This is a genomic window from Pedobacter sp. AC163, assembly GCF_979258665.1.
On the sequence record NZ_OZ409872.1, the window covers coordinates 1,646,914 to 1,664,501 of the forward strand.

The window sequence follows — 17,588 nt, forward strand, 5'->3', positions numbered from 1 at the left end:
GCTTTTCTTACACGAATTAAAGATAAATAACGAACCTACCACCGAGCAGCAGAAGAACACAAAGGGTTTTGAAAATAATCTTTTCATTTTGTTAATTTAGATTCTTAGAATAAATGACTTTTTGAGAGATGAGATAAATGAATATACTAATAAAACTTATTTTACAAAATACCATGAACGCAAAAAGCTTTTCTTTTTAAGAAAAGCTTTTATAATATCTTAGTAAAATTCGTAATTCTTAAATTTACAATCGTAAATCCCTTTATTCTTTTTCTACTTGCATATAGTTAAGTTCCAATGGTGTTTTACGACCGAAAATCTTAACCATTACTTTTAATTTTTTCTTCTCTTCGTTCACTTCTTCAATCACACCAGAGAAACCATTGAAAGGTCCATCCATAACTTTAATACCTTCACCAACATAATAAGGCACATTCATAGTTTCGCCTTGCTCGCTCATTTCATCAACAACACCTAAAATACGGTTAACCTCTGCCTGGCGCATTGGAATTGGATTACCGGCTTTATCGCCTAAGAAACCAATAACACTGTTAATGCCTTTAATGATATGCTCTAACTCTCCATCTAATGTTGCTTCGATTAAAACATAACCAGGATAAAAGTTACGTTCTTTGGCAATTTTTTTACCATCTTTCATTTGGTAATATTTTTCCATTGGTATTAAAACCTGAGGAACCAAATGAGAGAAACCTAAACGGCTGATCTCAGCATCAATGTATTGTTTTACCTTCTTTTCTTTACCGCTAACCGCCCTTACAACGTACCACTTTAGATCGCTCATTAGTAAATATTAATTAGAAAGTGATTTATAAAAAGTATCTAACACAAATGTAGAGCCTTTATCCATTGCAAAAATAACCAATGCAATAATTAAAGAAGCCACTAAAACAAGAATCGCAGAGCTTTGCAACTCTCCCCAAGTAGGCCATGTAACCTTATTGGTCATTTCATCGTATGATTCTTTTATAAACTCAACTACTTTAGCCATATTTATTATAATGATTAAATGATTGAATTAGTGAGTGAGAGAATGCTTAACATTCAATCATTAAAACATTCACTAATACAATCATTATTTTTTGGCACGGGAACAAGGATTCGAACCCTGATCAAAGGTTTTGGAGACCTCTATTCTACCGTTGAACTATTCCCGTGGATAAAATTAGCTAATCAGCATAGAAGCCAATTAGCTAATTTTTATATAATAGCTTAAAATTAAGCTAAGATTTCAGTTACCTGACCAGCACCTACTGTTCTACCACCTTCACGGATAGCGAAACGTAGACCTTTTTCCATTGCGATAGGAGAAATCAATTTCACAGAAATTGTAACGTTATCACCTGGCATTACCATTTCAGTACCTTCAGCTAGTGAAATTTCACCAGTTACATCTGTAGTACGGAAATAGAATTGAGGACGGTATTTGTTAAAGAATGGAGTGTGACGACCACCTTCAGCTTTTGATAATACATAGATCTCAGCTTTGAAATCAGAGTGAGGAGTTACTGAACCTGGTTTACAGATTACCATACCACGACGGATATCAGTTTTCTCAATACCACGTAACAATAAACCTACGTTATCACCAGCTTCACCGTAATCTAAAATTTTACGGAACATCTCAACACCAGTTACTGTAGATTTTAAGTTCTCAGCACCCATACCTAAGATCTCAACTGGATCTCCAGAGTTTATTACGCCACGCTCAATACGACCTGTAGCAACAGTACCACGACCAGTGATCGAGAATACATCTTCAACAGGCATTAAGAAAGGAAGTTCAGTTAAACGTGGAGGAATTGGAATGTAGCTATCAACAGCATCCATTAATTCCATAATTTTACCAACCCATTTAGCATCACCGTTTAATCCACCTAATGCAGAACCTTGGATTACTGGAATATCATCACCTGGGAAATCGTAGAAAGATAATAATTCACGAACTTCCATTTCAACTAGTTCTAATAATTCTGGATCATCAACCATATCCACTTTGTTCATGAATACAACCAATGAAGGTACACCAACCTGACGAGCTAACAAGATGTGCTCGCGAGTTTGTGGCATTGGACCATCAGTAGCAGCAACAACGATAATTGCACCGTCCATTTGAGCAGCACCAGTTACCATGTTCTTCACATAATCCGCGTGACCTGGACAGTCAACGTGTGCATAGTGACGGTTAGCTGTTGAATACTCAACGTGAGCTGTATTGATTGTAATACCTCTTTCTTTTTCCTCTGGAGCAGAGTCAATTGAATCGAATGAACGTGCCTCAGTTAAACCAGCATCAGCCAAAACTTTTGTAATAGCTGCTGTTAAAGTTGTTTTACCGTGATCGACGTGACCGATTGTACCGATGTTTAAGTGCGGTTTACTGCGGTCAAATTTTTCTTTTGCCATTTTATTTATAACTAATTAGTAGGTTAACTTTTTATTATTTTTATTTTTTGTTATTTCAACACAAAAAACCTTGTCTACTCTGTAATATATAACAGATTTAACAAAGCTTTATTACACCTGAGCCAACTATGGGAATTGAACCCATGACCTCTTCCTTACCAAGGAAGTGCTCTACCGCTGAGCTAAGTCGGCTTTTCCAATTATCAATCTTCAGTTTTGTCAGTTATCATAAAACTGCAACCTTTAATTGCCAACTGCTCAACTTTATTGGAGCGGAAGACGAGGTTCGAACTCGCGACCTATAGCTTGGAAGGCTATCGCTCTACCAACTGAGCTACTTCCGCTTTTAACAAATGATAGAATGATTGATTTGGGAATGATTGAATTACTATACTCACTCATTTTCTTATTCACTCATCCACTCATTAATCGTGGGGAGAGAAGGATTCGAACCTTCGAAATCTTGCGATAACAGAGTTACAGTCTGTCCCATTTGGCCGCTCTGGAATCTCCCCTACTTTATTTTAAAATACCAACACTTTAAAATAAAAGAGCCTCCTATCGGAATCGAACCAATGACCTACTGATTACAAGTCAGTTGCTCTACCAGCTGAGCTAAGGAGGCTTTTAATTTTGTGCAATGATACGAAAAATCTTCATTTTTCATACTATTAGCGTGTTTTTTAAAAACTTTAATCTTTTAAAAGAACTTACCTTTTCTTTGTTGCTTAACACCGTTTCCGAAAGGGAATGCAAATATACACACTTATATTTCACTTCAAAATAAATTTGAAAAAAAATAGCGAACATTTTTTGTTCGCTATCCTATAAATTATACTTTATTTAAATATACACTTAATAATCAGTCGCTTCGCTTTCTGTTAAAATTGCTTTATGTTCACTTAATTTTGCACGTGTTTTTTCTTTGTGCTTCGTGATTTGTTTCCTCAACGACTCAATCGCTAAATCAGTCGCCTCTTCAAATGATTTACATTGTTCTTTAGCGAAGAGTGTTCCACCCGGCACAATGAGTTTAATCTCACTGATCTTATTGGCTTCATCCTCTACGTTCTCTAATTTTAAATACACTTCGCCGCTAATGATCTGGTCAAAAAACTGATCTAGCTTGTTTGCCTTTTTCTGGATAAAGTCTAACAACTTACTATCTGCACTGAAGTGGATTGATTGAACTCCGATTTTCATTTTTCCTCCTTTTTTTACGCCTTTGGATGGGCTTGTTTATAAATTGTTTTTAATCTTTCGATTGAATTGTGGGTGTAAACCTGGGTTGCAGCCAAGCTGGCGTGGCCCAAAAGTTCTTTAATGGCATTTAAATCTGCTCCTGCATTTAACAGGCTTGTCGCATAACTATGCCGCAACACGTGTGGACTTTTCTTTTCATTGGTTGATATGTGGTTTAGGTATGAAGTTACAATACGGTATATTAGCTTTGGATATGCCGCTGCACCTGTATTCGTAACGATTAAGTTAATCAAATTGTTATTAAAATTCTGCAATTTTTTTTGATCAATATAGCTATTGATCTGATTAATAAGTTGTTTATTTACCGGAATAATTCGCTCCTTATTTCTTTTACCCAACACCTTAATCGTTCCTGAATAAGTATCTACATCAGCTTCTTTTAGTTGAATAAGCTCTGCAAGGCGGATTCCTGTACCAAAAAGCAATTCGATAACCAAATGATCTCTAACAGACTCGAAACTATTGTCAAAATAATTTTCCGAATCAAGTAGAACGTTCATTTTCTGCGAATCAACAAATACCGGAAGACGTTTTGGAATTTTAGGAGCCTTGATTAAAAGTGTAGGATTTTGATTTACCTGCTCTTCCCGCATTAAAAACTTATATAAACTTCTTAAAGCAGAAATTTTTCTGTTGATTGTGTTCTCTGAAGTTTTTCGCTCCATCAAATCAACCATATAGCTTCTAATGTGCGTATGCTTAACTTCTGTGAAGTTTATTTCGAAAGTGGCGTGAATGTATTGCTCAAACTGATCCAAATCAGTTTGATAGGAAGTGATGGTATGCGAAGAATAGCGCTTCTCGTGAGTTAAATAGGTAATAAAACTTTTTAGCAACATGCAATATCTCCTGCTAGGTATAGATATGAAGTTACAAATTGTTTTGATATAAAGAAATCATTAACTAATTGTTTATTGTAAAGATTTCGATGATAGCCTAAATCAAAAAAGTCCCGACCTAAAAGATCGGGACTTTAATATTCTATATCGTGAACAACTTATGAAGTTGTATCTTGATTCATATTCTGAATGTAAACAGCATGTTTAATTTCAGTACGACGAGCAACGGATTTTTTCTCGTATGCTTGGCGACTACGTAGTTCTCTCAATACACCAGTTTTTTCAAACTTTTTCTTGAAACGTTTTAGGGCTTTATCTAATGATTCGCCGTCTTTAATGTTAATAATGATCATAACGCTGAAATACCTCCTCTCGTGGTTTTTAAATTATTCCCCTATTAGCGGGGCTGCAAATGTAAGTAAATAATTGAATATGAGAAAGATTTTTAAAAACAAATTTTATTCAAACATTAATTGTTTTATAATGATCTTTAATTACTTTTAGTGATACTTTAATATATGACAACCGGTAAGAAAACAATCTCGATCATTGCAGTTTTAGTAATTATTATTTTAGGCATAGTATTTTACTATCGTTATTTCTTCGTGTTCGGCGAAGGTGTGAAAGCTGGCGAGCTAAACTTTGTTGTTAAAAAGGGTTATATCTTCAAAACCTACGAAGGAAAAATAATTCAGAGTGGTTTGAGATCACGGACTACCGGAAGTGTGCAAAGTAATGAGTTCGAGTTTTCAATTGCAAACAAAGAACTTGCTGAAAAGATGATGGCCAATAGCGGTAAATTTTACGAGCTGCATTATAAACAATACAATCATGCTTTACCCTGGAGAGGATTTAGCGAATATGTAGTAGATAGTATTATAACCGCTAAGTAGTCTTTAGTCTTTAGTCTTTAGTCTTTAGTCTTTAGTCTTTAGTCTTTAGTCTTTAAATTAACTGACCTTTGCTCAACTTGTTTTCCAAATAATAGGTTTAATTTTTCTTTTTCGGAACTTTTGCGCCTTCTTTTTTCGCCTCGGATAAACCAATCGCTACCGCTTGCTTCTTGGACGTTACTTTCTTGCCAGATCCTGTTTTAAGCTTTCCCTCTTTCATCTCATGCATGGTTTCCTCTACTTTTTCACCAGCTTTTTTCGAATATTTTGCCATAGCTTTAGTTATTAGTCGTTAGTCATTAATCAAAACCGCCGTTAACAAAGCTTGGTTTTAAAAATTTAGCAAAAAAAATCCGAAGGTGGTTAAACACTCCGGATTACTCATAATGTATATTTGGTTTAATAACTTTGAGATCGAGGTTGAGGAATGAACCTTAGCCTAAATCTTAGCCACTTCCCTTTCCTTTCTTAATTAATTTAAAATCTCTCTGGCGATGACAATCTTTTGTATTTCTGATGTGCCCTCTCCTATTGTACACAATTTACTATCGCGATAAAATTTCTCTACCGGGAAATCTTTGGTATAACCATAGCCACCAAAAATCTGAACCGCCTCTGTAGCCACTTTAACGGAAACCTCCGAAGCGAAATATTTAGCCATAGCCGATTCTTTCGTCATCGGCAAATGCCTGTTTTTTAAATCAGCTGCCTGACGGATTAGTAATTCTGAAGCTTCAATTTCAGTTGCCATATCAGCTAGTTTAAAACTTATAGCCTGGAAGCTGGAAATAGGTTGTCCAAATTGCTGGCGTTGTTTCGAATAAGCAACTGCAGCATCAAAAGCACCCTTTGCAATTCCCAATGCTAATGCGGCAATAGAAATCCTTCCTCCATCCAACACTTTCATAGCTTGTTTAAAGCCTTCGCCTACATTACCCAACACATTGGCTTTAGGCACACGGCAGTTATCAAAAATCATTTCTGTAGTTTCTGAGGCCCGCATACCCAATTTATTTTCCTTTTTGCCGGCCGAAAAACCTGGCGTTCCGCGTTCCACCACAATTGCAGAGATTCCTTTCGAACTTCCCTGCTCCCCTGTTCTTACCATTACAACTGCAATGTCGCCACTTTTACCATGGGTGATCCAGTTTTTTGCGCCATTAATAATGTAATCATCACCGTCTTCAACGGCAGTGGTCATCATCCTTAATGCATCAGATCCGGTATTGGCCTCTGTTAAACCCCAGGCTCCAATCCATTCGGCAGTAGCTAGTTTTGGTAACCACTTTTGTTTTTGCTCCTCATTGCCGAAAGCCAAAATATGCCCTGTGCAAAGTGAATTGTGTGCAGCAAGTGATAATCCAATAGAACCACAAACTCTCGCCACCTCGACAATTACATCAACATATTCTTGGTAACCCAAGCCCGAACCACCGTATTCTTCAGGAACTAAAACACCCATTAAACCCAAATCGCCTAATTGCTTAAACAACTCTACAGGAAAATGTTGCGCTTCATCCCATTCCATAATATTTGGACGTATGTTTTTCTCAGCAAAATCGCGGACCATTGCCTTTACATTTTGTTGAGTTTCTGTTTCTGAAAAATTAAAGCTAACGCTCATTAAGTTTATATTTTAAGTTAGTTCTGGCAATTATAAACAATTATTTTATAGTTAATTGCCATTATAAATTTGCATCAATGCAGAATGAAATGGTATTCGGTTCAATAACATTAATGATTAATTTTAAAGGTATAAATACGGTATAGCAGCTATTTTATATTTTTTAGTTCATTACGTATGAATTTTAGTTATTTGAAAAGGTTTAAATTAAATAAACCCGATTAATCGGAAATACTTTTTTTTGAAGCAACCCTAAATGTACTGTCATGCTGAAGCACGAAGCAGCTGCAACCGAAGCATGACAAAAGTTAAAAAAAGATTGGGGTGAAAGCGGGACTATCGAAACCGATTAGCACTTCGATTGCTTTTCTAAAAAGAAATATAAGGTGTAATCTTATCGATTACTTCTTGATTAAGGATTAGGACTTTCTTTAAATCAGCCGGATCACTATAATTTCCATGCTGCTTTCTGTATTGGATAATGGCATTAATTTGTTTGTAGGAAAGATATGGATTTCCTTTCAAGTCGTTAAATTGTGCGGTATTAATATTGATAATTTTTAGCGCCATCGGACTTACTGAAATCTGATTTTTAATCTCCTCGTAACGAACCGAATCTAAACCATAAACTTCCATTAGCTGCTCTTTTTTATGGAAACCGCCTAAACGTTCCCGATACTTTAAAATTCGATTAGCAAATGTGCCACCAACACCTTTTATTTCATCAAGCTGGGCAGAATCTGCAGTATTGATATCGATAATTGTCGGAGGTTTTTTAACATACTCCTTTTTTTCAAAACCGAGATCTTTCTTTGGATAATGGCTGGACTGATTCTCAATACTAACAAATGGAAATAGTTTTCTATACATCTCTGGCGAAATCGTGTACATCTTTTGAAGATCTTCAGCCTTATAGAATTTACCACCTTTATTAGTATAGTTCACAATAGCTTGTGCCTGTTTTACAGATAAACCTAAAGATTGCCATCCTTCAACACTTAAACTATTCGGATCAAAATTAAATAGTTTTACCTTCCTGGATCCTCCTGATCTTTCAATTCGATCTCTGGTATAATGAAAATCTTGTTGGTCGGTTATTTCTAATTTATGGATTTTGGCTAGTAAATCAGGACTGTCCTTTTCTACCGTTTGCACCTTCTCGTATATAATAGGTATCGCCTTTAATATGATGATAATAAATATCAACAACAGTAATCCATTGAATTCGCCCTTACTGAAACCAAAATGTTTATTGAGCCAAATTCTCATGTGTGATATGACGTGTGTATTATAAATATAAATCTTATTTTTGGGATTGCAAAGCTCACGGGTTTTAGCTATCAACAATCTAAGAATATTATATGAAGATCATTACTACTTCTGAGTTTGCGAAAGCAACCAAGATAGATAAACTCGGTGTGCCAGGTTTGGCCGGCTTGATGATGGAGCTCATGAAACTGAATGACATTAACGATGTTTTTGCTCAAAATCAACACTTTAAAGGCTTAGAATTTGTAGATAAAATTTTGGAAACTATTGGAGTTTCTATTGAATTTGACGAAGATGATTTAAAGAGCATTCCTAAAACGGGGCCATTTATTGCCATTGCAAACCATCCTTATGGCGGGGTTGAAGGTTTGGCCCTAGTGAAACTTTTATGCACTGTACGTCCGGATGCGAAGGTAATGGTCAATTTCATTTTGAAAAAAATACCTAATCTAGATGAATTTTTTGTAGCGGTAAATCCCTTTGAAAATGTACAACACTCATCGAGCATAAGCGGTTTAAAAACTACTTTCGATTTACTGAGAAATGGAATACCAATAGGAATATTTCCTGCGGGTGAAGTTTCTACCTTCAAATTAGATGCGCAACAAGTTACCGATAGAATGTGGCATCCGGTAGTTGGGAAGTTAATCGCGAAGGCAAAAGTGCCGGTTGTTCCCATTTATTTCCATGGTAATAATGGCGTTTTATTTAATATTTTAAGTTTTATTCATCCTACCCTTCGTACTGCTAAACTTCCATCCGAGTTTTTAAACAAACAAGGTTTAACCATCAAAGTTCGTGTTGGAAAAGCGATCGCTCCATCAGAGGTTTCGCACATGAATAGCAGTAACAAGTTGATGGATTTCCTTCGTGCCCGCACCTATGCGCTTGGCGTTGGTTTAGATCAGGAAAGAAGGTTATTTAATCCGCTTAAATTATTCAAGATAAAGAAAAAGCCAGCAGAGATTATTGAAGAGACTTCTCGTGAGTTGATTAAGACCGAAGTGAGCAAGTTGGAAGATTTTAAAGTATGGACAGAAAAAAACTACGAGGTTTATATTGTTCCCACGCTAAAAATTCCAAATGTTTTACGGGAGATTGGGCGACTTAGGGAAATTACCTTTCGCGAAGTTGGTGAGGGAACCAATAAAAAAATCGATCTCGATAATTACGATATTTATTACAACCACCTATTTATTTGGGATAAAGATCTGGAGAATATTGTGGGTGCCTACCGCATTGGAAAAGGCGATGAAATTTTAGAAAGCATGGGTCGTAGAGGTTTTTATCTTTCCGAACTTTTTAAAATGAAAGATCAATTTTACCCTATGCTAAAACAAGGCATTGAACTGGGCAGATCGTGGATCAGAAAAGAATATCAGGGTAAACCGCTTCCATTATTTTTATTGTGGAAAGGTATTTTAAAGTATCTTATTGATAACCCTCAATATAGATACATGTTCGGACCGGTAAGTATTAGCAACAGTTTTTCTAAATTTAGTAAGGCCCTGATTGTTGATTATATCACTAAAAACCATTTTGATTATGAAATGGCGAAATACGTTAAGCCACGTAATAAATTCAAAGCAGATTTACTTCCAATTTCGACCGACACATTGGTTGATAGTAGTGAATCTTTTAAAGATTTAGATAGCATTATTGGCGACATTGAAAATTCGCATATTAAAATTCCTGTTTTATTAAGGCAGTACATGAACTTGAATGCAAAGATCATTTCTTTCAATATAGATCCGAAATTTTCAGATTGTCTGGATGGTTTCTTAGTGGTAGATACACATAATATTCCGCCAGAGATGTTGGAAAAACTCGGTAAAAACTTATAGCTTTAAAATAAAAATACCCAGACATCCATCTGGGTATTTTTGTTATCAACTAACCTAAACTTTATAAATACTAACCAAATATTTATGCCACAAATATGAGGATGTATTGTTAAGAAGAAATTAACTTAAGATTATAAAATGGATGTTTTTAAAGGTAATTGTCATCATAGCTATACAATTATTTACGCACCATAATAGCTGTTTGCTTTCCATCGCCAAGCTTAAATGCTTCCTTACTAAATAAAACAAAACCATTATCCATAAAAACGATTGCCTGCGCTATTTTCTTTATAAAAGGCATTGATAACTACTTCTCACCTCTCGGCATTGATGGCTGGTACTGGATCATGCAAAAGCTAATCAACTTTTCGAAGCTGACAAACCGCCAGGACAGAAATAGGCGCTATCCTCAATCACTCAATTTCTCTTAATAAATTTTGGTGTAAACATTCAACCATCGTTTCTTTATCGTGATGGCAATTGTCTCTTCTATAATTGATGATATGTCAATATCGCTAATGCGAATGGGCTTCGTTTTTTGCCTTTTGCGTTTAGGCACATGATTGATTTAACAAAAAAAGGTTACAACAATCGCTGTTGTAACCTTTATCTAAATTAACGCTCTCAATCTTTATGATTGTGATGCAAGGCTCTCACCCCTTGCGTTGGCAAAAGTATAATTTATGTTTGAATTAACAACAAAAATTTTTAAAAATTTCTACCTAATTTCCTATAGCCGCAAATCTGTGTTAAATATAGGTGAACAACATCCAGAATTCTTAACATAAAGAAATTGTTGATTTTAAGTTAATAAGATGTAAATTTAATGTAACCAAATATTAATGAATTGAAATCAGGCTTTTACATAAATAAATTTCGACAAGTACTGCTCACATGCTTGCTGCTTTGTGGAATTTCCGTAATGGCTCAAAATCGATCGTTTGAATTTTATGATGGTACTTTTAACTTCAATTTAGATTCATCATTAATTATTTCTACCGTTAATAAGCCAACGACTGCCGAGGCCCTAAACTTTTATAATAAAATCGAGTCAGCAGATACCCGAACAATCATTTCAGCACTTAAGGCTTACCAAGAAAAACACCATCTTAACGATTGGATCTACTATCAACTGATCAGGAAAACGGCCGAAGAGATTAGCCCGAAGGCAGAGAATTATTTTCGTTATACGCTTTACAAATGGTATTTACTAAGTAAATGCGGCTACGATGCCAGAATTGCAATCGGCAACAATCAGATTGTATTTTATGTAAATAACGATGAAGATATTAGCGATATCCCTTTCTTTATGATTGATGATAAAAAATATATGTGCTTAAATTATCACGATTATGGGAAGCTATTTAAGCAGAGTGTTTACGTTCCTGTTAAAATTAAGATACCAGAAGCCACCAAACCCTTTTCTTATAAAGTAACGCGAATGCCCGAGTTTAAACCTGAAACTTATGAAGAAAAGGATCTTCAATTTAGCTATAAACAAAAGGTTTACCACTTTAAATTAAAAGTGAATGACGAAGTGCAAAAGATATTTAAAAACTATCCGGTAGTAGATTACGAAAGCTATTTTAATATTCCATTGAGTAGAGAAACCTACAGCTCTTTGATTCCAATTTTGAAAGAAAACACCAAACACCTGGATCAAAAAAACGGGGTTGATTATTTAATGCGATTTACCCGATATGCTTTTTTATATGAAGATGACGGCCAGAATTTCGGTAAAGAGAAAAGATTGTCTCCAGAGCAAACTTTACTAAATAAATATAGCGACTGCGATGACCGGGCAGCATTATTTTTCTTTTTAGTAAAGGAAATCTATAATTTACCGATGATTGCCTTGCTCTACCCTACACACTTAACAATGGCCGTTCAGTTCGATAAACCCGTAGGGAGTTTCATTACCTATCAGGGCAAAAAATATTCCTTCTGTGAACCTACCCCACAAACGCAAAATCTAAAAATTGGCCAGATTTCAAGTAATCTAAAAAATGCCAGTTACGAAATTGTTTACGCATACGAGCCAATCAAAAAATAGTCGTATTTCGATAATTGATGTTAATTTAATATTAACAAAACGTAATCTTATTGCTAAAAACCGAAACTATACTGCTTTTACGGTACTTTAGTTCACTAAATAATTTTAGTTTAAAAACAAACCCTATGTCGGCAGTCATTTATAATATTTTAAAAGAATTTTTTGTTGAGGTTCATGGCCACCCGGTTAAGGCCAGAATTATGTCGCCGATTAATGACGAGAACAGCTTCAAGTTTCAAATTAGCCACTATTTTAAAAGCAAAAGTGATGCTGATGCAAATGAGCCGGCAGCAACATTTACCTCTTACGCCAACGCGGAAAGACATTTGTTAGCTTACCTGGAAGCCTTTCAAAACACCTTGGATTTAGGTGGCGAGATAGCTGAAGGAAGTAATTTCTAAATATTTTCCTTATCGTCTTTTTCTGGCTAGATTTCTTCATCGATCATTTCCTGCTCGAATTTCTTTTTGTCTTTTTGGTTTCTCTTAATGATAAATACAATTAACAGAACCACCATTATGGCCACTACGATTACAACTGGCAAATTTACACCCATGGTTATTTCTTTAGTGATGAACAGATCATTATAAATATAACACAAAATATTTTTGATGTTAACTCTCAATCCTACGCTTAACATAATCATAATATTAATTTAACTTCACGAAATTTTATCTTTGGAGAAATCCATATGAGTTAAATGAAGAAGAATAAATCCAGGTCGAAAAAGCAATCGGCAAGCAAAAAATTACGTAAAGAATTAGAATCTAAATTAGCAATAGCATTTAACGAAGTTGTAAGCCAGGTAGGTAAAGCCAAAAAGACAGATAAATTGATAGAGAAGTTTGCGAAACAACTTTCGAAGAAAGTGACCTTATTGCAACAAGACGATTCTATTACACCTTTTATAAAGGAAGATGATAATTTACTCGTTACAGCAGTTGATGAGGCGATTGAAAAGAAAGTGAGTAAAAAGAAAGATAAAACGGATGCAAATAAAACCGCATAAAAAAAGGGTCAGAAATTAATTTCTGACCCTTTTTTATATAGTTTAACTTCTCAAAATTATTTCACTGCGCCTGGAGTAGTATACGCTAGTACTTGAGGATCAGCATCAGCCCATCCAGAAGCCCAATTTACCGAACCAAAAGCACCTTTATAATCTACCTTATCAAAGAAAGTATTAGAAACTTTAGCATTAGTAAATGATGCTCCAGTTGCTGCCGCTGAGTTAGCCGACAAAGTGAAGTTTGCAACCGCTGCCGATCCACTTGCTGCGAAATCTGTTCCGTATGCATACGGAGTATTAAACAGTGTGCTTGCGAAAAGCGCTGATCCAAAAGTATTATCAGCACGTAACTTAGATTCAATAGCTGCTGCTACTGCTGTATTACTTACACTTACTTCGGTATTTTTTATACCGTAAATTAAGTTATTAGCAATAACCATATTTCCTGTAGTGAAATTTGCTGAAGTAGAACCAGCAGTTATAACTTTCGTGTCATCAATGTAAATTCCGATTGGGAAACCAGAAATTACTGAGTTTAATAAGCTCATTGAAGAGTTACGACGGATTTGAGCACCATGGTAAAAGTTAGCATTGTAAGAACCACCAGCAGCTTTAATCGGACCTAAAATAGTTACGTTAGAAAATACTGCAGAAGTTTTTGGCGATTGATCTGTACCTGTTGCATTGTTATCAGATTCGAAACCATTAGATTGAGATTGATCGGCAACAGTTGAAACACGTTGTGCCAACGCAAACTGAACATTACCAGAGTAACCAAAATCTGTATCAAAATCATCATCCCAGGTACCAATAGCCAATAAGTGTTTTGCATTTACAGTACCACCGAACCATTCAAATGCATCATCTCCTGATCGATAAACTTGAACATAATCTAAAGTAGTGCCATTACCAACACCTCCCATTGTTAACCCGTTGATCTCATTATCTACTGAATAAGCAATACCACCAAATTCAATACGTACATATTTCATTACACCAGAGTTATCAGCTGCATCAGCACCACCATAATAAATATATGCTTTTTCGTCTTTTCCAGTAGGTTGAACCAAACCACCTTCAATTTTAACATCTGTACCTTGGTTTACTGGCGCTTTACCTAAAAGGATAATACCACCCCAATCTCCTTGGCTACGAGCACCTGCTCCTAAAGCCGAAGTAAATACAATTGGTTTATCAACTGTACCAGTTGCATTGATTTTTGAACCACGAGTGATAATTAACGTTCCTTTAGAAGCTTTATCTCCTTTGATAATTGTTCCTGGCTCAATAGTTAAAGTAGCGTTGTTACTTACAAACACAAATCCTCTTAATAAATAGATCTTACTTGCCGACCAAGTTGTATTTGCTGAAATTTCTCCAGATACTTCTACAACATTTGAAGTTGAACCAGTTGGAACATCAGTTGCAGGTCCTTCTACAATAATATTCTTCTTGCAAGAAGTTGAGAATAAAACCACCGCTAAAGCAAGTAGTAGAAATTGGTTTTTCATTTTTTTTGTTTTAAATGTTTTTTTTACAAAGAGATACTTTTAATTTTTCTTCAGGATTAAAATCCTGTTAACATATTGTAAAGACTAAAAAGAGTAGTTGAATGATAATGAAATATTTGTACCGCTTTTGTAAGAGGTAAAAGTTTCGTCTCCACCGTTACCTACACTTCCATTGTATTTTTTATCTCCGTTATAATCGAAGTATACTGTGTTTCGTTGGTTTAAGATATCACCAACATTCAGCTTCACCTCACCTTTAGATTTAAGTACCTTGTAGCTTGCTTGAAAATCGATTACATCTCTCGGGTTTTCCCAGGTACTAGGGAAACGGATACCACCTGCCTGTACTATTCTTCTTCCAATTTTATTGTAAAGAATATTGAAATTTAACTTGTTATCTAAAGCACTGTGCTGTAAACCTGCATTGATTAAATATGGAGATTGACCAACCATTGGACGAGTTTTATCAATATAATCTTGATCTGTTGGATTGGTTACCTTAGATTTAATTATGGATAAATTGAAATAAGCAGTGGTATTTTTAAAGAAGCCTTCATCATTAATGAAGTTTAAATTCTTTCTACCCTCAAACTCTAAACCATAAACATAAGCTTTTGGTGTATTGAAAAAGGCAACATCAACAGTTGATAATACATCATAACGATAAGTTTCAATCGCATTTGTAAAACGCTTATAAAAAGCAGAGACTGAGAAAAGCTGTCCTGCTTCTGGATAAATTTCATAGCGTAAATCAAAATTATCAATAATCGATCTTTTCAAATTTGGATTACCAATAATATTGCTCAATTGTTCGTAGTCATAATAAGAATTTAACGAAAGTTCTCTAAATTCCGGCCTTGCCAATGTACGGTAGTAAGCGGCACGCAAATTGGCTTTTTTAGTTAGGCTGTAAGTTAAGTTCGCAGATGGGAGTACGTCAAGCTGGGTATCATCAACGTAAGTGCTCAACGTATTCATTAACTTCACATTATAGTTTTCAACCCTTGCTCCATAAACTGCTCTAAAGTTTTCGCCAAATTTTTGATCAAGCATTAAATAGCCATAATTGGTAAACGAGTTAGCATTGTAATCATCTAATGGTCCACCAACCTCGGCCAACTTGTAAACACCAGACTCTATTAATGATTGAGAATAGATTTCAGTGATTGGCAAAGATCTGATCTGAGTTTGTAAGTCGATATCGTTAGTTTGTAATTGTGCCCCCACAAAACGAGCATTGAAAGTTCTTTCACGATATTGTGATCCTAACCCCACTTTCATAGTAGTAGAAGCATCAAACAATTTGAAAGGTGTAATGTAATTAGCCTCTCCAGAATATAAATTCTCGTTCAAATCAGAAAACAACCTCGTATTTTCCTTACCCAAAGATGTGATATTTGCTTCATAAGGAACTGAAGGATCATTTTGAGAAGCGAGAGCTTTTTGGTAATTAAGCTTTAACTGGTTAGGTTGATTATTAGTAATATTACTATATGATGCCGTCCATTTCAGTTTACTATTTCCTTCGCCTATTTGATGATCACCTTCTAAAGTTGCCTTGTAAAGAGATTTCTGCATAATATCATATGCATAGAATTGATTAAGCGTATTGGCATCTCTAATACCTGTACGAACAGTATAATTGTCGTCGTAATTTTTATTGTAGATGTTTTTGAAACTAATTTTATTCTTTCCAAAACTATAAGCAAAGTTAGCTAAACCCCCAACATTTGTCGAAAACCTATATTGATTATCGTTATAGTTGTAGATATAAAAATTACGTTCGTTGTTCTCGTAAATCGTTTGCGCATTCCTGTAAGTTGCAGAAATCATTGCACCGAACTTATTCCCATTTTCAAAGTTTTTCACTCTACCTAAATTGAATTGATAATTTTGAGTAGGTAGCGCAGTTGTAGTTTTAATAGAATTATCTGTAGGAAAAGATTTTAAAGCTGCAATATTTTTCGCGTTAGATAACGTTCCCGCAGCGATTGCTTCACGAGTAGGGAAATTTTCGGCCAACTGCTTCCCGCCATCTTCATAACCTAAGTAGGCAAGTGCATTTTTCTTTGTACCTAAAAAATCTTTAAATGTAGATTGAGAATTGTAACCATATCCAACACCAAACGACAAGAAGTTTTGATCTGGAATATCTTTAGTTACAATCTGTACTGCACCTCCTGCAAAATCTGCTGGCAAATCTGGTGTAGCCGTTTTACTTATCGTAATTTTATCTACCAAGTTTGATGGTACAATATCAAAAGAGAAAGCTTTTCTGTTAGCTTCAGTACTTGGTAAAGTAGAATTATCAAGTGTGGCCGTATTATAACGATCACTTAAACCGCGTACAATAACAAACTTGTTATCTTGAATGGTTGCGCCACTAACACGTTTTAAAACATCAGAGGTATTCCTATCTGGTGACTTTTTGATTTGCTCGCTTGAGATCCCATCAGAGATTAATGCACTATTTTTTTGCTGAGCATACAATGTATTAATAGACTCTTGCTTAAAAGAAGCTTTAATAACAACCTCTTGAAGATTCTGTCCACCAGCCTCAGCCAATGTTACACTCAAGTTAGTAACAGCAGGTCCTTTTACATCAACATCAGACACTTCTTTAGTTTGATATCCAACGTAAGAAAACTCCAAGGTGTATTTTCCTGAAGCCATTGCTTGCAATGTGTAATGACCATCAATATCAGTCGATACGCCTTTAGCAGTGCCCTTAATTTTAACCGTTACCCCAATCAAGGTTTCACCGGTTTTTTTATCGGCTACCGTTCCAGAAATTTTACCAGTTTGTGCGTAAGCTGCAATGCTCAGAAATGAAATCAGCATGACTAATGCCGACTTTTT

Annotated in this window: 18 protein-coding genes and 5 tRNA genes; 5 read left to right on the forward strand and 18 right to left on the reverse strand. The window is 35.3% G+C overall.

Annotated elements, in window-relative coordinates; genetic code table 11:
• Positions 1 to 262: 262 nt before the first annotated feature.
• The 11 genes from nusG to rpsU all read right to left on the reverse strand — a co-directional run bounded on the left by nusG (position 263) and on the right by rpsU (position 4,879).
• The gene (nusG, locus tag ACZZZK_RS06940; protein ID WP_029283241.1) at positions 263 to 802 is read right to left on the reverse strand and encodes a transcription termination/antitermination protein NusG; all 540 of its coding nucleotides are present in this window, start codon (positions 800 to 802) and stop codon (positions 263 to 265) included.
• 9 nt (positions 803 to 811) lie between these two features.
• Complete coding sequence (gene secE / locus ACZZZK_RS06945; RefSeq protein ID WP_025143264.1) at positions 812 to 1,009, reverse strand: preprotein translocase subunit SecE; 198 nt, start codon at positions 1,007 to 1,009, stop codon at positions 812 to 814.
• A 92-nt stretch (positions 1,010 to 1,101) separates the two neighbouring features.
• Positions 1,102 to 1,175 (reverse strand) — tRNA-Trp (locus tag ACZZZK_RS06950).
• Positions 1,176 to 1,236: 61 nt separating this feature from the next.
• Positions 1,237 to 2,424: an elongation factor Tu gene (gene tuf / locus ACZZZK_RS06955; RefSeq protein WP_056849498.1), complete on the reverse strand. Its 1,188-nt coding sequence runs from the start codon at positions 2,422 to 2,424 to the stop codon at positions 1,237 to 1,239.
• A 120-nt stretch (positions 2,425 to 2,544) separates the two neighbouring features.
• A tRNA-Thr gene (locus ACZZZK_RS06960) sits at positions 2,545 to 2,616 on the reverse strand.
• Between the two features lie 76 nt (positions 2,617 to 2,692).
• Positions 2,693 to 2,768: transfer RNA gene (locus tag ACZZZK_RS06965), tRNA-Gly, on the reverse strand.
• 88 nt (positions 2,769 to 2,856) lie between these two features.
• Positions 2,857 to 2,939, reverse strand: a tRNA-Tyr gene (locus ACZZZK_RS06970).
• A gap of 37 nt (positions 2,940 to 2,976) precedes the next feature.
• Positions 2,977 to 3,049: transfer RNA gene (locus tag ACZZZK_RS06975), tRNA-Thr, on the reverse strand.
• Positions 3,050 to 3,279: 230 nt separating this feature from the next.
• Positions 3,280 to 3,627 carry a ribosome hibernation-promoting factor, HPF/YfiA family gene (gene hpf / locus ACZZZK_RS06980; protein WP_056849497.1) on the reverse strand — a complete coding sequence of 116 codons (348 nt, stop codon included), beginning with the start codon at positions 3,625 to 3,627 and terminating at the stop codon, positions 3,280 to 3,282.
• Positions 3,628 to 3,641: 14 nt separating this feature from the next.
• Positions 3,642 to 4,526, reverse strand: a complete 885-nt coding sequence (locus ACZZZK_RS06985; protein WP_463483515.1) for a tyrosine-type recombinase/integrase — start codon at positions 4,524 to 4,526, stop codon at positions 3,642 to 3,644.
• A 158-nt stretch (positions 4,527 to 4,684) separates the two neighbouring features.
• Entirely contained in the window at positions 4,685 to 4,879 is a 195-nt protein-coding gene (gene rpsU / locus ACZZZK_RS06990) for a 30S ribosomal protein S21 (RefSeq protein ID WP_010601088.1), read from the reverse strand.
• Positions 4,880 to 5,044: 165 nt separating this feature from the next.
• Between rpsU and ACZZZK_RS06995 the strand changes: the two genes are divergently transcribed.
• The gene (locus ACZZZK_RS06995) at positions 5,045 to 5,419 is read left to right on the forward strand and encodes a hypothetical protein (protein ID WP_463483516.1); all 375 of its coding nucleotides are present in this window, start codon (positions 5,045 to 5,047) and stop codon (positions 5,417 to 5,419) included.
• A gap of 97 nt (positions 5,420 to 5,516) precedes the next feature.
• Here the strand turns inward: ACZZZK_RS06995 and ACZZZK_RS07000 are convergent, their stop codons facing one another.
• From ACZZZK_RS07000 to ACZZZK_RS07010, 3 genes are all read right to left on the reverse strand, one after another.
• Positions 5,517 to 5,693, reverse strand: a complete 177-nt coding sequence (locus ACZZZK_RS07000) for a DUF6496 domain-containing protein (RefSeq protein ID WP_463483517.1) — start codon at positions 5,691 to 5,693, stop codon at positions 5,517 to 5,519.
• Positions 5,694 to 5,891: 198 nt separating this feature from the next.
• Positions 5,892 to 7,043 (reverse strand): acyl-CoA dehydrogenase, encoded by a 1,152-nt coding sequence (locus tag ACZZZK_RS07005; RefSeq protein ID WP_265797991.1) that lies wholly within the window; start codon positions 7,041 to 7,043, stop codon positions 5,892 to 5,894.
• A 369-nt stretch (positions 7,044 to 7,412) separates the two neighbouring features.
• Positions 7,413 to 8,312 carry a ComEA family DNA-binding protein gene (locus tag ACZZZK_RS07010; RefSeq protein WP_463483518.1) on the reverse strand — a complete coding sequence of 300 codons (900 nt, stop codon included), beginning with the start codon at positions 8,310 to 8,312 and terminating at the stop codon, positions 7,413 to 7,415.
• A 92-nt stretch (positions 8,313 to 8,404) separates the two neighbouring features.
• Between ACZZZK_RS07010 and ACZZZK_RS07015 the strand changes: the two genes are divergently transcribed.
• The gene (locus ACZZZK_RS07015; RefSeq protein WP_265797993.1) at positions 8,405 to 10,156 is read left to right on the forward strand and encodes a lysophospholipid acyltransferase family protein; all 1,752 of its coding nucleotides are present in this window, start codon (positions 8,405 to 8,407) and stop codon (positions 10,154 to 10,156) included.
• 178 nt (positions 10,157 to 10,334) lie between these two features.
• Here the strand turns inward: ACZZZK_RS07015 and ACZZZK_RS07020 are convergent, their stop codons facing one another.
• A complete protein-coding gene (locus ACZZZK_RS07020) occupies positions 10,335 to 10,457 on the reverse strand; it encodes a hypothetical protein (protein WP_463483519.1) in 123 nt (40 codons plus the stop codon).
• Between the two features lie 621 nt (positions 10,458 to 11,078).
• Here ACZZZK_RS07020 and ACZZZK_RS07025 point away from each other — a divergent pair.
• Both ACZZZK_RS07025 and ACZZZK_RS07030 read left to right on the forward strand, forming a co-directional pair.
• On the forward strand, positions 11,079 to 12,209 hold the full coding sequence (locus tag ACZZZK_RS07025) for a hypothetical protein (RefSeq protein ID WP_463483520.1): 1,131 nt from the start codon (positions 11,079 to 11,081) through the stop codon (positions 12,207 to 12,209).
• A 125-nt stretch (positions 12,210 to 12,334) separates the two neighbouring features.
• Positions 12,335 to 12,610, forward strand: coding sequence for a hypothetical protein (locus ACZZZK_RS07030; RefSeq protein ID WP_265797995.1), 276 nt, complete (start codon positions 12,335 to 12,337; stop codon positions 12,608 to 12,610).
• A gap of 26 nt (positions 12,611 to 12,636) precedes the next feature.
• Here ACZZZK_RS07030 and ACZZZK_RS07035 read toward each other — a convergent pair whose 3' ends face one another.
• A complete protein-coding gene (locus tag ACZZZK_RS07035) occupies positions 12,637 to 12,855 on the reverse strand; it encodes a hypothetical protein (RefSeq protein ID WP_463483521.1) in 219 nt (72 codons plus the stop codon).
• Positions 12,856 to 12,909: 54 nt separating this feature from the next.
• On the opposite strand from ACZZZK_RS07035, the gene ACZZZK_RS07040 reads away from it, so the two are divergent.
• Positions 12,910 to 13,218, forward strand: a complete 309-nt coding sequence (locus ACZZZK_RS07040; protein ID WP_463483522.1) for a hypothetical protein — start codon at positions 12,910 to 12,912, stop codon at positions 13,216 to 13,218.
• 56 nt (positions 13,219 to 13,274) lie between these two features.
• On the opposite strand, the gene ACZZZK_RS07045 is transcribed toward ACZZZK_RS07040, so the two are convergent.
• The gene (locus ACZZZK_RS07045) at positions 13,275 to 14,729 is read right to left on the reverse strand and encodes a hypothetical protein (RefSeq protein WP_463483523.1); all 1,455 of its coding nucleotides are present in this window, start codon (positions 14,727 to 14,729) and stop codon (positions 13,275 to 13,277) included.
• Between the two features lie 84 nt (positions 14,730 to 14,813).
• Positions 14,814 to 17,570, reverse strand: a complete 2,757-nt coding sequence (locus ACZZZK_RS07050) for a TonB-dependent receptor (protein ID WP_463483524.1) — start codon at positions 17,568 to 17,570, stop codon at positions 14,814 to 14,816.
• Positions 17,571 to 17,588: the final 18 nt, after the last annotated feature.

Excerpts from the sequence above, each read along its gene's own strand:
- nusG (WP_029283241.1), bottom strand. The coding sequence starts at position 802 with ATGAGCGATCTAAAGTGGTACGTTGTAAGGGCGGTTAGCGGTAAAGAA.
- secE (WP_025143264.1), bottom strand. The coding sequence starts at position 1,009 with ATGGCTAAAGTAGTTGAGTTTATAAAAGAATCATACGATGAAATGACC.
- tuf (WP_056849498.1), bottom strand. The coding sequence starts at position 2,424 with ATGGCAAAAGAAAAATTTGACCGCAGTAAACCGCACTTAAACATCGGT.
- hpf (WP_056849497.1), bottom strand. The coding sequence starts at position 3,627 with ATGAAAATCGGAGTTCAATCAATCCACTTCAGTGCAGATAGTAAGTTG.
- ACZZZK_RS06985 (WP_463483515.1), bottom strand. The coding sequence starts at position 4,526 with ATGTTGCTAAAAAGTTTTATTACCTATTTAACTCACGAGAAGCGCTAT.
- rpsU (WP_010601088.1), bottom strand. The coding sequence starts at position 4,879 with ATGATCATTATTAACATTAAAGACGGCGAATCATTAGATAAAGCCCTA.
- ACZZZK_RS06995 (WP_463483516.1), top strand. The coding sequence starts at position 5,045 with ATGACAACCGGTAAGAAAACAATCTCGATCATTGCAGTTTTAGTAATT.
- ACZZZK_RS07000 (WP_463483517.1), bottom strand. The coding sequence starts at position 5,693 with ATGGCAAAATATTCGAAAAAAGCTGGTGAAAAAGTAGAGGAAACCATG.
- ACZZZK_RS07005 (WP_265797991.1), bottom strand. The coding sequence starts at position 7,043 with ATGAGCGTTAGCTTTAATTTTTCAGAAACAGAAACTCAACAAAATGTA.
- ACZZZK_RS07010 (WP_463483518.1), bottom strand. The coding sequence starts at position 8,312 with ATGAGAATTTGGCTCAATAAACATTTTGGTTTCAGTAAGGGCGAATTC.
- ACZZZK_RS07015 (WP_265797993.1), top strand. The coding sequence starts at position 8,405 with ATGAAGATCATTACTACTTCTGAGTTTGCGAAAGCAACCAAGATAGAT.
- ACZZZK_RS07020 (WP_463483519.1), bottom strand. The coding sequence starts at position 10,457 with ATGCCTTTTATAAAGAAAATAGCGCAGGCAATCGTTTTTATGGATAAT.
- ACZZZK_RS07025 (WP_463483520.1), top strand. The coding sequence starts at position 11,079 with ATGGCTCAAAATCGATCGTTTGAATTTTATGATGGTACTTTTAACTTC.
- ACZZZK_RS07030 (WP_265797995.1), top strand. The coding sequence starts at position 12,335 with ATGTCGGCAGTCATTTATAATATTTTAAAAGAATTTTTTGTTGAGGTT.
- ACZZZK_RS07035 (WP_463483521.1), bottom strand. The coding sequence starts at position 12,855 with ATGATTATGTTAAGCGTAGGATTGAGAGTTAACATCAAAAATATTTTG.
- ACZZZK_RS07040 (WP_463483522.1), top strand. The coding sequence starts at position 12,910 with ATGAAGAAGAATAAATCCAGGTCGAAAAAGCAATCGGCAAGCAAAAAA.
- ACZZZK_RS07045 (WP_463483523.1), bottom strand. The coding sequence starts at position 14,729 with ATGAAAAACCAATTTCTACTACTTGCTTTAGCGGTGGTTTTATTCTCA.
- ACZZZK_RS07050 (WP_463483524.1), bottom strand. The coding sequence starts at position 17,570 with ATGCTGATTTCATTTCTGAGCATTGCAGCTTACGCACAAACTGGTAAA.